The organism is Ectobacillus funiculus (genome assembly GCF_004138295.1).
GTDB lineage: Bacteria > Bacillota > Bacilli > Bacillales > Bacillaceae_G > Ectobacillus > Ectobacillus funiculus.
Window position 1 is genome coordinate 41,458 of record NZ_SCFM01000046.1, and the last position, 13,808, is coordinate 55,265.

At 41.3% G+C, this 13,808-nt stretch carries 11 protein-coding genes and 4 tRNA genes; 5 read left to right on the forward strand and 10 right to left on the reverse strand.

Going from position 1 to position 13,808, the window contains the following annotated elements; all coding sequences use genetic code 11:
- Positions 1 to 67: 67 nt before the first annotated feature.
- Together EP737_RS21060 and EP737_RS21065 are read left to right on the forward strand one after the other, a co-directional pair.
- Complete coding sequence (locus tag EP737_RS21060) at positions 68 to 1,021, forward strand: 1,4-dihydroxy-2-naphthoate polyprenyltransferase (protein WP_129730686.1); 954 nt, start codon at positions 68 to 70, stop codon at positions 1,019 to 1,021.
- Positions 1,022 to 1,269: 248 nt separating this feature from the next.
- Complete coding sequence (locus EP737_RS21065) at positions 1,270 to 2,010, forward strand: TraR/DksA C4-type zinc finger protein (RefSeq protein WP_129730688.1); 741 nt, start codon at positions 1,270 to 1,272, stop codon at positions 2,008 to 2,010.
- 98 nt (positions 2,011 to 2,108) lie between these two features.
- Here EP737_RS21065 and EP737_RS21070 read toward each other — a convergent pair whose 3' ends face one another.
- Positions 2,109 to 2,309, reverse strand: a complete 201-nt coding sequence (locus tag EP737_RS21070; protein WP_129730690.1) for a cold-shock protein — start codon at positions 2,307 to 2,309, stop codon at positions 2,109 to 2,111.
- A 321-nt stretch (positions 2,310 to 2,630) separates the two neighbouring features.
- Here EP737_RS21070 and EP737_RS21075 point away from each other — a divergent pair, with 321 nt between their 5' ends.
- Positions 2,631 to 3,416, forward strand: coding sequence for a TIGR00266 family protein (locus EP737_RS21075; RefSeq protein WP_129730692.1), 786 nt, complete (start codon positions 2,631 to 2,633; stop codon positions 3,414 to 3,416).
- A 321-nt stretch (positions 3,417 to 3,737) separates the two neighbouring features.
- Entirely contained in the window at positions 3,738 to 4,463 is a 726-nt protein-coding gene (locus EP737_RS21080; RefSeq protein ID WP_129730694.1) for a lipase family protein, read from the forward strand.
- Between the two features lie 262 nt (positions 4,464 to 4,725).
- Here EP737_RS21080 and EP737_RS21085 read toward each other — a convergent pair whose 3' ends face one another.
- From EP737_RS21085 to glgB, 5 genes are read right to left on the reverse strand one after another with little or no spacing between them, the layout of a single operon-like run.
- Positions 4,726 to 7,134 (reverse strand): glycogen/starch/alpha-glucan phosphorylase, encoded by a 2,409-nt coding sequence (locus tag EP737_RS21085; protein ID WP_129730696.1) that lies wholly within the window; start codon positions 7,132 to 7,134, stop codon positions 4,726 to 4,728.
- A 19-nt stretch (positions 7,135 to 7,153) separates the two neighbouring features.
- Positions 7,154 to 8,584: a glycogen synthase GlgA gene (gene glgA / locus EP737_RS21090; protein WP_129730698.1), complete on the reverse strand. Its 1,431-nt coding sequence runs from the start codon at positions 8,582 to 8,584 to the stop codon at positions 7,154 to 7,156.
- Entirely contained in the window at positions 8,581 to 9,606 is a 1,026-nt protein-coding gene (locus EP737_RS21095; protein WP_129730700.1) for a GlgC family sugar phosphate nucleotidyltransferase, read from the reverse strand. The genes glgA and EP737_RS21095 overlap by 4 nt, the downstream gene beginning before the upstream one ends.
- Positions 9,607 to 9,623: 17 nt before the next feature.
- On the reverse strand, positions 9,624 to 10,754 hold the full coding sequence (locus EP737_RS21100; protein ID WP_129730702.1) for a glucose-1-phosphate adenylyltransferase: 1,131 nt from the start codon (positions 10,752 to 10,754) through the stop codon (positions 9,624 to 9,626).
- On the reverse strand, positions 10,702 to 12,636 hold the full coding sequence (gene glgB, locus EP737_RS21105) for a 1,4-alpha-glucan branching protein GlgB (protein WP_129730704.1): 1,935 nt from the start codon (positions 12,634 to 12,636) through the stop codon (positions 10,702 to 10,704). Before glgB ends, EP737_RS21100 begins: the two co-directional genes overlap by 53 nt.
- Before the next feature lie 696 nt (positions 12,637 to 13,332).
- Between glgB and EP737_RS26625 the strand changes: the two genes are divergently transcribed.
- Entirely contained in the window at positions 13,333 to 13,458 is a 126-nt protein-coding gene (locus tag EP737_RS26625; RefSeq protein WP_281278913.1) for a hypothetical protein, read from the forward strand.
- A gap of 12 nt (positions 13,459 to 13,470) precedes the next feature.
- On the opposite strand, the gene EP737_RS21110 is transcribed toward EP737_RS26625, so the two are convergent.
- From EP737_RS21110 to EP737_RS21125, 4 genes are all read right to left on the reverse strand, one after another.
- Positions 13,471 to 13,542: transfer RNA gene (locus EP737_RS21110), tRNA-Glu, on the reverse strand.
- Positions 13,543 to 13,546: 4 nt separating this feature from the next.
- Positions 13,547 to 13,637, reverse strand: a tRNA-Ser gene (locus EP737_RS21115).
- Between the two features lie 3 nt (positions 13,638 to 13,640).
- Positions 13,641 to 13,715, reverse strand: a tRNA-Asn gene (locus EP737_RS21120).
- Positions 13,716 to 13,734: 19 nt separating this feature from the next.
- Positions 13,735 to 13,808 (reverse strand) — tRNA-Ile (locus EP737_RS21125).

Genomic DNA, 13,808 nt, shown 5'->3' on the forward strand with positions numbered 1-13,808 from the left:
TTGACACTGTATACGTCGGTTACCTAAACTTAATTTTGTACTTTATGTGACAAAAAGGAGGATTCTTATGAATATGAAAATAGAAACGAACTCCTCTTTTACAGAGCCGAAAACAAAGCAGCGAAAAAGCTGGCATGTATGGTGGAACTTACTTCGTCCACATACGCTAACAGCTGCATTTATTCCGGTTTTTATCGGAACTGTTTATGCACTTCACATCGGAGGGATCGATAAGATAAATCTTCCTCTTTTTTTTATGATGCTTCTTGCCTGTATTCTCATACAAGCGGCAACGAATATGTTCAATGAATATTTCGATTATAAAAGAGGTTTGGATCATGAAGGCTCTGTAGGAATTGGAGGCGCGATTGTACGCGAAGGCATCCAAGCAAAAACAGTCTTATATTTGGCATATAGCTTCTTTGCTGCTTCTATGCTAATCGGCATTTACATTTGTATACATTCGAGCTGGTGGCTTGCCTTAATCGGTCTTCTTAGTATGGCCGTCGGTTATTTTTACACGGGCGGTCCTCTGCCAATTGCTTATACACCGTTTGGTGAAGTAACAGCTGGATTATTTATGGGCGTTATTATTATCGGGATCGCTTTCTTTATCCAAACAGGAACGATTGTACCGGAGATTATCATCCTGTCGGTTCCAACCTCTATCTTAATTGGAGCTATTCTGCTTTCGAACAACATTCGCGATTTAGACGGGGATCAAGAAAATGGCCGTAAGACGCTGGCTATTCTCGTCGGGCGTCAAAATGCGATTCGCGTGCTAGCTGGGATGTTCATCATCTCTTATATTTGGTGTGTCGCACTTGTTTTTACAGGCATGGTATCGGCTTGGATTTTTATCGTATTTCTGAGTATTCCTAAAGCAATCGCTGCGACAAAAGGCTTCATTGGCAAACGCATTCCGCTTGAAATGATGCCGGCAATGAAAGCGACTGCGCAGACGAACACCATTTTTGGATTCCTGTTTGCACTTGGTTTATTATTGGATTATCTCTTTTAAAACGCAGGCCTTACCTGCGTTTTTTTACACTTTAGGAGGATAAAATTCCAACTGGAAGCGTATTGAATCGTTAGAAAGTTTTAGAAATAAAGTGTAAATACAGCTATGCTTCTCTCTTTGCCTAACGGCTCGCCAATCAACGAATTTTAGCAACCGAATTGAATGTTGGCTTACACGCTTCCCTTCCTTATATTTTTAGCAAAATGGTTCATACTACAAAAGAGATTACACAGAGGAAGGTGACCAGTATGCTTTCTCAACAACAGCTGGACGAGTTCAAAGCAACGCTGCTCCATGAAGAAAAAGAACTGGAATACAGCATTCAAATGCATCACAATAACGATAAAGATGGCATGCGCGACGCTACAAGTGAGCTTTCTCTATACGACAACCACCCAGGCGATACAGCGACCGATTTATTTGAGCGAGAAAAGGATTTTGGCATCATTGAATTTCGTGAAAAGCAACTAGCGGATGTAAGATATGCATTAGAAAAGATCGAAAATGGCACATATGGTATTTGCGAGGTATCTGGCGAAGAGATTCCTTTTGAGCGTTTAGAAGCTATGCCGACTGCTACAACGCTGATAGAACATACACATAATAAGCTCCGATTGGATATACGTCCAGTTGAGGAAGAGGTGTTGTACCCGCCTTTCGGTATTCATGATATGGACAACAAAAGGGAAAATGTTGCGTATGATTCCGAGGATAGCTGGCAGGATGTAGCGAATTACGGAACATCGGAGACGCCTTCTGATTTTGAAAGACGCGATAGTAAGCACTATAACTCCATGTTTAATGAATCTGATGAGCCCATAGGATATGTAGAGTCATTTGAAAACTTCATCGGAACAGATATATATGGAAAAAATCCACAGGTCTACCCTGGAGACGACCATGAGCTGTATGAAGATATGATTGATGACTACGACGAGCAAGCCTATCGAGGAGACCTCTCAGAAAACAGTTATTATCCGAGACAATAGGACAGTTGTTTCAAACAATATGAACGATACACCTTTCAATATAGTTGCTTGCCATAATACAAAAAGAGCATTCCATTACTGGAATGCTCATTATCTTATTACTTCTTTACTACGTTAGCAGCTTGTGGTCCGCGGTTTCCTTCAACAACTTCGAAAGAAACTTCTTGGCCTTCTTCTAAAGTTTTGAATCCTTCTCCTTGGATTGCGGAGAAGTGAACGAATACGTCGTTTCCGTCTTCTGCTTGGATAAATCCGTAACCTTTTTCACCGTTAAACCATTTTACTTTACCTACTTGCATTGTAGTACCTCCTAAATATAAGAAAAAAATGAAACTATTTACCCCACATATAGGAGGATATAAAGAAAACGATCTGTTCCAAGCATGTGACGAAAACATCAAACCATGGGTAAAGACGTGCTTTATTTCCGAAAGACTATATGTAGTTCAATAGTTACTTTAATTTATCATGAAAACGTATATTCAGTCAACTGAAAACTACGGATTGAATTGTAAAAAATAACAAAAAATTCATTCCACTCTTACTGTCTTTTCGATAAAATGGAGATATACATACAGGATAATAGGCAGGGCAGCAAACAACAGGAGAGGTGAATTAAAATGAAGGCACATGAAATTGATTACAAGCTTTACGGAGATGACATGCAATTCGTCGAAATTGAGTTAGATCCTCGTGAGAGCGTCATCGCAGAAGCTGGTGCGATGATGATGATGGAAGATGGCATTGACATGGAAACAGTGTTTGGTGACGGCTCTGAGCCAAAAGGACTGTTTGGAAAATTAATGGGTGCTGGAAAACGAATGGTAACTGGCGAAAGCTTGTTTATGACTGTTTTTACAAATAACAGTAGCGTGAAACGCCGTGTATCCTTTGCAGCATCCTACCCAGGAAAAATTGTTCCAGTAGACTTAACGCAATACGGCGAAAAGATTATTTGTCAAAAGGATGCATTTCTTTGCGCAGCAAAAGGAGTCTCTATCGACATTGAGTTCACAAAAAAGCTGGGCACAGGCTTCTTTGGCGGGGAAGGCTTCATTATGCAAAAGCTTGAAGGTGATGGCTTGGCTTTTATGCATGCTGGAGGAACAATATACAAACGTGACCTGCAGCCAGGAGAACGTCTCCGTATTGATACAGGCTGCCTTGTAGCAATGACAAAGACAATCAACTACGATATCCAATTTGTCGGCAATGTGAAAACAGCTTTATTCGGTGGAGAAGGACTATTCTTTGCCACATTAGAAGGTCCAGGTACTGTCTGGATTCAATCCTTAACCCTCAGCCGTTTAGCGCAGCGTATCGCTGGCTCCGCAGCAGGTGTTAAAGGCGGTGGAGAAGGCAGTGTTCTTGGAGGAATCGGTCGTATGTTAGATGGGATCGATTAACAAAGCGAACCAGCATCGAAAGCGATGCTGGTTCGTTTCATATTTCACTGTAAGAAAGTATAATTTCCAGCTGGAAGATCCTTCGATGTAGCAGGAAATTTTAGCAATACAGTATAGATGTAACTATGCCCCCGTCTTCGCCCAAGTACAGGACTCGCCACAGTTTTCTCCCGCCCATTCTCATCGATTGATATGTTTTTTTAAAAGCAAGTACAGCTTTGTCAGGTTGGGCTCCAGCATCCAGTCTGCATGATTGCCTCTGTCTCCTCATATATTGGATAGTGTTTGCGCATCACGATATAGGGCTAAGGGGGGTCCAATATGTTATTTTCAGCCGCCGACAAAGAGCTCGCCATGCTTCTGGCTGACTGCTGCGAGTTAACGTATGAACAGTACAAACAAAACGGTGTATTTCAACCGCCAAAAGGCTTTCAGCATATATGCGGTTTTCAAGCCCAAGCCATCGGAACAACGGAATGGTTCGGCTTTATTGCCGAATCAGAACAAGAGATTGTTGTCGCATTTCGCGGGACACAGTCCGACACTGATTGGATTGCCGATTCTCTCATCAACCAGCGTATCTATCCGTACACAGCAAACAGCGGTCTCGTTCACAGTGGCTTTCTTTCTATCTACGAAACGTGTCGTGATTCTATTATGGAAACGCTTGTCACGCTTCCAAAGCAAAAAAGATTACTTGTAACCGGTCATAGTCTAGGAGGCGCTCTTGCCATCCTCCATATGCTTGATGCTAGAGTAAATACTTCATTTGCAGATTATATGATGTATAATTTCGCTGCCCCCAAAACAGGCGATATCGCTTTCCGCAACTACTACAATTTACAGGTCTCCAAAACCTTCCGGATTGTCAATCTTTTTGATGTGGTCCCACTCCTCCCGCCACACAAGATTAAGTTTGAAAAAGCATCTCAAGAATATGAATATTTTCATGTTAACAATAGCATCACATTTACCTCAAACCTTGGATCTATATCTAAAAATCATCACATTACCACCTATAAGTCGGCAATTGAACGCTGGCCATGAAAGGTAGACGACATCCTCAAACAGTTTGCCAAATAGAGATAGATATCCCCAGAAACCTCGCCGATTGGCGAGCCTGTCCTTGGGCGAAGACAGAAGCGTAGTTGCACTTGCACTGTATTCCTAAAGTTCACAATTATGTAAAATGAACTTCTAGCTGGAAATTCATACTTTCCTATAGTACAACAAATAACCCGCGCTATCGACGCGGGTTATTTACATTGATTTTCTCCTATAGAGATAATCAGTATCCAAAATTCTGTATTCACTTTCTAGCAAAAACAGGATTAATGTGCCAAATATCAGAAGCATATTGGGAAATGGTACGGTCGCTTGTAAAATAACCCGACCGCGCTACATTCGAGATGCTCATTTCGAGCCAACGGTTCCGATTTTCATAGGTCTTTCCAACCAGATCCTGCACATCGACGTACGGTGCAAAATCACGGAGTACAAAATATTCGTCGTTTTGGACAATAAGGGAGTCGTAAATGGCTTCAAACTCATCTCCCCCATCCGGGAAAAATCCATTGATAAGCTGATCAACTACCTTTTTAATTCGTTTATCATGATGATAGTAGTCACTAGAACGATAGCCCCCGCTTTGATAATAGTGCAGCACCTCTTCCGCCGTTAGACCGAAGATGAAAATATTGTCCGTCCCTGCTTCTTCTTGAATTTCAATATTCGCTCCGTCTAATGTGCCGACTGTTACTGCTCCATTCATCATAAATTTCATATTTCCTGTACCAGATGCTTCCTTGCTGGCTGTAGAGATTTGTTCGCTCACATCAGCGGCAGGAAAAATATCTTCAGCTAAGGAAACACGATAATTTTCTAAAAAGACAACCTTTAAACGGTCCCTTGTTTGCGGGTCATTGTTCACCTTCTCTGCCACTTCATTAATCAGCTTGATGATTTTTTTCGCATAGTAGTAGCCTGGAGAAGCCTTTGCCCCGAAAATAAAAGTGCGTGGATGCATCGTAAAGCTTTGATCTTCCTTCAAACGATTGTATAAGTGCATAATATGTAGTACATTCAGCAGTTGTCGTTTATACGCATGCAGACGCTTTACCTGCACATCAAAAATTGAATTCGTATCAACCCGTACTCCTGTTTGTTCTTCGATGCGCTTTGCCAGCAACTCTTTTCGCAGCTGCTTAACGCCATGAAATTTCTCACGGAATGCGGCATCTTGCTTATAACTCGCAAGAGCCTGCAGCTCCGTAGGCTTTCGAATCCAGCCTGGACCAATTGTGTCAGTAATTAGGCTTGCAAGCTGCGGGTTTGCCTTCAGCAGCCAACGTCGATGCGTAATACCATTTGTTTTATTGTTAAACTTTTCAGGATAATACTCATGAAACAGCTGCATCTCCCGCTTCTTCAGAATATCTGTATGAATTTTTGCAACACCGTTCACACTATGGCTTCCTGCAATGGCAAGGTGTGCCATCTTAACAAGATCATGAGCGATAATGGCCATGTCCTCAATGCGCTTCCAATCATACGGATACTTATCCCATAAATCACGGCAAAAACGCTCGTTAATCTCCTCCACAATCATATAGATACGAGGCAGTAACGGTTGAAAAATACGAACAGGCCATTTTTCAAGCGCCTCGGATAAGGTTGTATGATTCGTATATGAGACTGTATTTACGGTAATATTCCAGGCTTCCTCCCAGCTAAGCTTTTCCTCATCCAGCAAAATGCGCATTAATTCAGGAATAGCTAAAACAGGATGGGTATCATTAATATGAATGGCAACCTTCTCATGTAGGTTTCTTAATGTTCCATTTCGTTCGCGATGCAGCTTTACAATATTTTGTAGACTGGCTGACACAAGAAAATACTGCTGCTTTAGGCGCAATATTTTCCCTTCATCATGTGTATCATCAGGATACAGAAACTCTGAAACAGCCTCTGTTTCTCGTTTATATACGAGTACGTTTTGATTATTCGGCGGAAACGGCACAGGCTCCGCATTCCACAGACGCAGCGTATTCACCGTTTCTGTATCATATCCAACAACTGGGATATCATATGGCACCGCCATAATGACCTCCGCCTTACGATGATGAAACTCTAACTTTCCACCTATCTTGGATGTTTCTACATTTCCCCAAAAGCTAACTTCAACCGCTTGATCATGACGGCGCACTTCCCATACATTCCCGTGACGAAGCCATTGCTCTGGCAGTTCAACCTGATAGCCATTTACGATCTTTTGATCGAACAAACCATGCTTATAGCGAATCCCACATCCATGTCCTGGTAAATTCAGAGAAGCCAAAGAATCAAGAAAGCATGCTGCAAGCCTTCCAAGTCCACCGTTCCCAAGTCCAGCGTCCGCTTCATTTTCCTCTAACTCGTTCAAGCTAATCCCTAGTTCTTGAAGTCCTTCCTCGCACGTTTTCCAAATGCTGAGATTCATTAAATTACTGCCTAATAAACGACCGAGCAAAAATTCAATAGACAAGTAGTACATTTGTTTATGATTTTCTGTACGATTCCTCTCATTAGTAGCAATCCAACGGGAGCTAATATACTCCCGAATCATATGTCCTAATGTATTATATTGATCTCTTGGTGTGGAGTCTTTGAAGCTTTTCCCGTACATGGTTTCGAGCTTATCCAAAAAAGCTGCTTTAAAGCCTTCTTTACTTGAAAACATGCGCCTCACCTCTCTATCACTAGTCGATTAAGCTTTCATACAGCTCCTTATACTGTCTTGCTGACTGTCCCCAGCTGTAATCCCCACTCATCGCTCTCTTTACAAGCGTATCCCATACTTCTTTTTGGTGATAGCACGAAACAGCTCTCAGAATAGTATGCAGCATATCATGCGCATTGAAATTCGCAAAACTGAACCCGTTGCCTTCTCCTGTACTCTCATTATACGACTGTACTGTATCGTTCAGTCCCCCTGTCTCTCTTACAATCGGCAGGGTGCCATATTGTAAAGCTATAAGCTGTCCAAGACCGCACGGCTCAAATAAAGATGGCATTAAAAATAAATCAGCACCTGCATACACTTGATGTGCGAGCGATTCATTAAATCCTATGTATACCTTCACCTTGTCAGGATACCTAGCTGCCATTTCGTTAAAAAAGCTCTCATACTCCCGATCCCCTGACCCAACAACTAAAATTTGTACATCCTCAGCTGCTAATTCATGAAATACACGCTGGACTAAATCAAGCCCTTTTTGCTTTGTAAGGCGGGTTACCATAGAAATGATAGGTACATTTGCACGTTCCGGCAATTCAAACCGGCGCTGCAGCGCACGCTTGTTCTCCTGTTTAAGCTCTTGTGTTGCTTCACTATATTGCACTGCAATTTCTTGGTCAGTGCGCGGATTATAAAAAGCATCATCAATTCCGTTCACAATACCAGCTAGCTTATAGTTACATTCCCGCAGTAAGCCGTCTAGCTTTTCTCCAAAAAATGGGTATTGAATTTCTTCTTTGTATGTCGGACTGACCGCCGTAATCACGTCAGATGCGACGATGCCACCCTTCATAAAATTCATATTTCCATAAAATTCAAGCCGGTCATTTGTGAAATGCTCAGTTCCAAGACCAAGCAAATCGTGCATCACACTAGAAGGGAATATCCCTTGGAATTGTAGATTATGGATTGTAAATGCAGTTTTTATATTTGAATACGGTTCAATTCCCTTATATTGCTCTTTCAACAAGTAGTTGGCCATTGCTGTATGCCAGTCATGACAATGTAAAACATCCGGAATAAAGTCCAGATGTGGAATACTCTCCAACACAGCTTTAGAAAAGAAGGAGAAGCGCTCACCGTCATCATAATGACCGTACAAAGAATCCCTTTTAAAGTAATATTCGTTATCTATTAAGTAGTACGTAATGCCATCTAGCTCTGTTTCGAAAATACCACAATGCTGATTACGCCAGCCAAGCTGTACTGTAATCACTTTTCGCAAAGTGCTGGATTCACGTAACCTCTCTGAGATAAGGCTATATTTGGGCAACATTACGCGTACGTCCATGCCAAGCTTTTTCAATTCCTTTGGGAGCGCACCCGCTACGTCGGCAAGACCTCCCGACTTAATAAATGGTACGCACTCAGATACTGCAAATAAAATATTCACGAATTCATCAACGCTCCTTGTACTGTTCCTTTTTCGACTACATACGGAACCTCTGCTGTCCCCGTTAAAATTGTTCCATCCTCAATTTTAACATCTTTGTCGATGATTACGCCGTCTAGTACACAATTCTCTCCAATTTGGCTTTTTTGCATAATGATGCTATTTCGGACAATAGAACCTTTTCCAATTTTCACAGAACGGAAGATAATACTATTATCTGTCTGCCCCTCAATAATGCTGCCATTGGCAATCATGGAATTGCCTACTTTCGCTTCCTTGCCATATCGTGTTGGAGGCTGATCCTTTACTTTTGTAAATATAGGCTCCCCTGTCATAAATAATTGTTTCCATACTTCCGGCTTTAACACTTCGATGCTGTGCTTATAATAACTCTCTATTGAATCAATGATTGCAACATAGCCATCATACTCATATTTATGTGAGCATAAAGTACTGCATTGCTCTTTAACAACATCTATTAAACTATGGAATCCTTTATCTTTATATTGATGAAATAGATCCAGCAGCAAATCCTTTTCCATAATATATGTTTGCAGGGATTGTCCATCATGAAGTACTTCTGTAATGTCCGCCCCTGCTTCAATGTGACGCCTTAAAATTGGTTTGAAGTTCATTGCAGCGACAATATGACAATTCGTAATCACAATATATTTTTGTTTGCTTCGCAGAAAATAGTCCATATTTCTAGCAATATGATTGAAGGAACCAAATTCTTCGTTATCACCTTGACTGTTTGGCGTAAATACGAACAGGCCATCTCGTTTGCGATCCAAATCCCACTGTTTACCAGATCCGAGGTGATCCATTAAGGAACGGTTCTTATGCCCAGTAAAAATCGCTACGCTATGAATGTCAGAATTAACCATATTTGATAACATAAAATCAACTAAGCGATACCGCCCCCCAAAAGGAAGGGCAGCTAAAGAGCGATGCTGTGTCAGTGCCTGTAAAGATGAAAAGTCATACGTTGCGTTAATAATTCCTAACATGGATTCGTTCATATTTACCTAGTCCCCCTTCAGATTTCATCAGCCAAGAGAATAACATCCTCGTTATTTTTTAACGGACGAATAACAGCATTGTCCTCTATGATCATTCCAGGCGCAATAATTGCCCTTTCAATTTTTACATTTTTCCCTATACGTGCATCCGGCATAATAACGGAATCTTTTATGCTACTTCCTTCTCCAACAATCACACCCTGAAACACTACAGAATGCTGGATTTCTCCCTCAATCATACAACCTTCATTTACAAGCGATTCCTCTACAACCGCATTCGGTGCAATATACTGCGGAGGCTGATTTGGATTAACGGAATAAATGCGCCAATCCCGGTCATACAAATTAAGAGTGGAATCACCTTTTAACAGATCCATATTCGCTTCCCATAGGCTTTTGATTGTTCCAACGTCCTTCCAATAGCCTTGAAATGGATATGCAACAATTTTTTTGTTTTCGTCAAGTAAAAGCGGGATAATGTCCTTGCCGAAGTCATTGCTTGAATCTGGATTTCGCTCATCCATCTCCAAAAATTCTTTTAGAATAGACCACTTAAAAATATAAATCCCCATGGATGCAAGGTTGCTTTTTGGGAACTGCGGCTTTTCGTCAAATTCCACAATCTCCATAGCTTCGTTTGTATTCATAATGCCAAAGCGGCTCGCTTCCTCCCAAGGCACCTCAATAACAGAAATAGAAACATCTGCATCCTTCTCGATATGATAATCAAGCATTTTAGAATAATCCATTTTATAAATATGGTCACCTGATAAAATTAAAACATACTCAGGGTCATATTGTTTTAGATAGTTTATATTTTGATAAATTGCACTTGCCGTACCTGTATACCACTTTACGCCTGATGATTCCGAATAAGGGGGCAGCACTGTAACTCCCCCATTATTTCGATCCAAGTCCCAAGCACTGCCGATTCCAATATAAGAGTTAAGCACAAGAGGCTGATATTGTGTAAGAACACCGACTGTTTCAATGCCTGAGTTTACACAATTGCTTAAAGTGAAATCAATAATACGATATTTTCCCCCAAACGGTACAGCAGGCTTGGCTAAATATTTTGTAAGAGCACTTAAACGACTACCTTGTCCCCCGGCCAACAGCATGGCTACGCACTTTTTTCTCTGTCCCATCGCTTTTATTCCCCTTCCTTGCTTTCGCTGGTTTTAATATAGCTATTCCAAAAGGCGGTATTGTCATTTCAATATGAGACGGCTGATTATGATATGGCTCATGAACCGTTTTGATTCTTTTTCCATTTATTTGCCCAGACCCTCCATATTGCGTGCCATCACTATTCAGAATTTCTGAATACGAATTGAACGATGGAACTCCTATTCGGTAGTTCTCATACACACGTTCTGTAAAGTTACAAATAACAATCAGCATATCGTCTTCCTTGTTCCCTTTGCGAATGAAGGAGAAAATACTTTGCTCACGATTATCCGCATCAATCCATTCAAAGCCTTCATGTGTATGGTCAAGCTGCCAAAACGGTTTAGAATTCCTGTACAGCGTCATTAATTCTTTGAAATAATCATTCATCAGACGGTGCATTTCAAACTCATGAAGATCCCAATCCAAGTCTTCTAGGTCTTTCCATTCATCAAATTGCCCAAATTCCCCGCCCATGAACAGCAGCTTTTTCCCGGGATGTGTCATAAAGTAGCCATATAGAAGCCGAAGTTGTGCAAATTTACGCCAATAATCTCCAGGCATTTTATTTAAGAGTGATTTCTTTCCATGTACCACTTCATCATGAGAGAGCGGCAAAACAAAGTTTTCCGAATAGGCATACAGCAAAGAAAACGTGATTTTATCATGGATATGCTTCCGATGCTCCGGCTCGCATTCCATATACTTTAGCACGTCATTCATCCAGCCCATATTCCACTTATAATTGAAGCCGAGACCCCCTTCATATGTTGGAGCCGTTACAAGAGGCCAATCGGTAGAGTCTTCTGCGATCATAAGAACACTTGGATCATACTCGAACACTGCCTCATGCAGTTTCTGTAAAAAAGAAACGGCTAATTCATTTTTTTGAAACTGTCCATGTGCATTCCAATACAGCATGTTCGCAACAGCATCAACCCGAAATCCATCTACATGATAATATTTCAGCCAAAATAATGCGTTGGAAATGAGAAAACTCTGAACCTCAGGCTTTCCTACATCAAAGTTTGCTGTCCCCCATACTGGATTTTCCCTTACATGGATGTCTGTGTATTCGTATGTAGGTTCTCCATCAAACATATATAACCCATGTGCATCCTTACAATAATGCCCAGGCACCCAGTCTAAAATCACGCTGAGGCCATGCTCATGACAACGGTCAATAAAATACATTAAATCCTCAGGCTTACCATAACGGCTTGTTGGAGAATAGTAACCGGTTCCTTGATATCCCCATGAGCGATCATATGGATGCTCAACAAGCGGCATAATTTCAATATGTGTAAACTGATGCTCCAGAACATATGGAATCAGTTCTTCTGCCATCTCACGATATGAATAAAAAGAACCATCCTCTTTTAGCTTCCACGAACCAAAATGAAGCTCATAAATGGCCATAGGTTCTTCAAATACTTTCTTTCGCTTTTTAGCACGCATCCATTTTTGATCATTCCACTTATATTCTCCCAAAGGATGGACAATAGAAGCTGTATGCGGCCTTAATTCAGAGAAAAATGCATAAGGATCTGCTTTTAACAGGACTCGGCCGTCCTTTGTTTGAATCGCATACTTATATAACTCTCCTTGACCAATACTTGGAATAAACAAGGACCAAATGCCCTCGGAATTTAGCTTCTCCATTACATAATCTTCTCTGCTCCAGTCGTTAAACTCACCAACAACACTGATGCTTTTAGCATGGGGAGCCCAGACAGAGAAACGAGTCCCCTCAATTCCATCCTCGGTTGTTATATGTGCCCCAAAGGCCTGATAGCTTTCGTACAAACTCCCTTCATGGAACAGATGAACTTCGTAATCTGTAGGATGGGTTGTAACCATGTGTTTCACCTCACAAAGATAAATAACATTTCTTACATAAAGGTATTCTGTAAAAAAGCTTAAATCCCTTGCAAAATTCGAGCAAAATCCCATAGTTTCGTTCGCTAAAATATGTCATTTTTCGCCGAATCGGGCGTTTTATATCATATATTGGCGATAAATAAATTAAAATCGTTTTGAACCTAAAAAGCGTTATTCCTTTTGGAGAAAAACTTGATTTTAATATGGCATGTTATTCTTTTAAGTTATACTTTTAGAGGAAATAGCGATATTAATGATCCACATAACTTTATTAAAAAAGCTTTGATCAATTGTAAAATATTTCATCAACAAAAATGAACCAGACGTTTTCAGAGAAGAGCTAGAGGGGGGATTTAATTAGATCCTTGCAGTAGACAAAATAGGGCACAGTCAACTACCCATCGCTTAAACGTTAACACGTTTTTCCCACAAGGGGACTTCCGTTGGTCGAAAGTGGGGGCTTGAAAAAGCTTAGTTGTCTAGTCTGAGTCTCTGGTATATGGTGAGCCATAGCGAGGGACTACGTTGGGTCAATCAATACGGCTTTGTGTGATTCCCAAGCACAATCTGTCGTTCAGGCGCTGTAACAGTTCTAAGAGGTAGGAACGGTCAACCTGGTGCAGGAAGCTGATTCAACATGGACGAAGGGAAACAAACTCTAAGGAGGAACGAAACTTGCGAGTATTCGTTATGAATGTACGTGGAGAGATGCTGATTTGTTCCTTTTTACTCTGCCGTAATTGGCTAGCGGGTTTCTTTCTTAAAGCACAAAATAAAAAAGAGTTAGCGAAATTTCGCTAACTCTTTTTTATATGACCCGTACGGGATTCGAACCCGTGTTACCGCCGTGAAAGGGCGGTGTCTTAACCGCTTGACCAACGGGCCTAAATGGCAGAGAAGAAGGGATTCGAACCCTCGCACCGGTTACCCGATCTACTCCCTTAGCAGGGGAGCCCCTTGAGCCACTTGGGTACTTCTCTGTATGGCTCCGCAAGTAGGATTCGAACCTACGACCTATCGGTTAACAGCCGATTGCTCTACCGCTGAGCTATTGCGGAATAATTAAATTTTGAATAATGGGCCTAAATGGACTCGAACCATCGACCTCACGCTTATCAGGCGTGCGCTCTAACCAGCTGAGCTATAGGCCC

What these genes read in the sequence shown, in the direction of transcription:
- EP737_RS21060 (WP_129730686.1), top strand. Translation starts at nt 68, where the DNA reads ATGAATATGAAAATAGAAACGAACTCCTCTTTTACAGAGCCGAAAACA.
- EP737_RS21065 (WP_129730688.1), top strand. Translation starts at nt 1,270, where the DNA reads ATGCTTTCTCAACAACAGCTGGACGAGTTCAAAGCAACGCTGCTCCAT.
- EP737_RS21070 (WP_129730690.1), bottom strand. Translation starts at nt 2,309, where the DNA reads ATGCAAGTAGGTAAAGTAAAATGGTTTAACGGTGAAAAAGGTTACGGA.
- EP737_RS21075 (WP_129730692.1), top strand. Translation starts at nt 2,631, where the DNA reads ATGAAGGCACATGAAATTGATTACAAGCTTTACGGAGATGACATGCAA.
- EP737_RS21080 (WP_129730694.1), top strand. Translation starts at nt 3,738, where the DNA reads ATGTTATTTTCAGCCGCCGACAAAGAGCTCGCCATGCTTCTGGCTGAC.
- EP737_RS21085 (WP_129730696.1), bottom strand. Translation starts at nt 7,134, where the DNA reads ATGTTTTCAAGTAAAGAAGGCTTTAAAGCAGCTTTTTTGGATAAGCTC.
- EP737_RS21095 (WP_129730700.1), bottom strand. Translation starts at nt 9,606, where the DNA reads ATGAACGAATCCATGTTAGGAATTATTAACGCAACGTATGACTTTTCA.
- EP737_RS21100 (WP_129730702.1), bottom strand. Translation starts at nt 10,754, where the DNA reads ATGGGACAGAGAAAAAAGTGCGTAGCCATGCTGTTGGCCGGGGGACAA.
- glgB (WP_129730704.1), bottom strand. Translation starts at nt 12,636, where the DNA reads ATGGTTACAACCCATCCTACAGATTACGAAGTTCATCTGTTCCATGAA.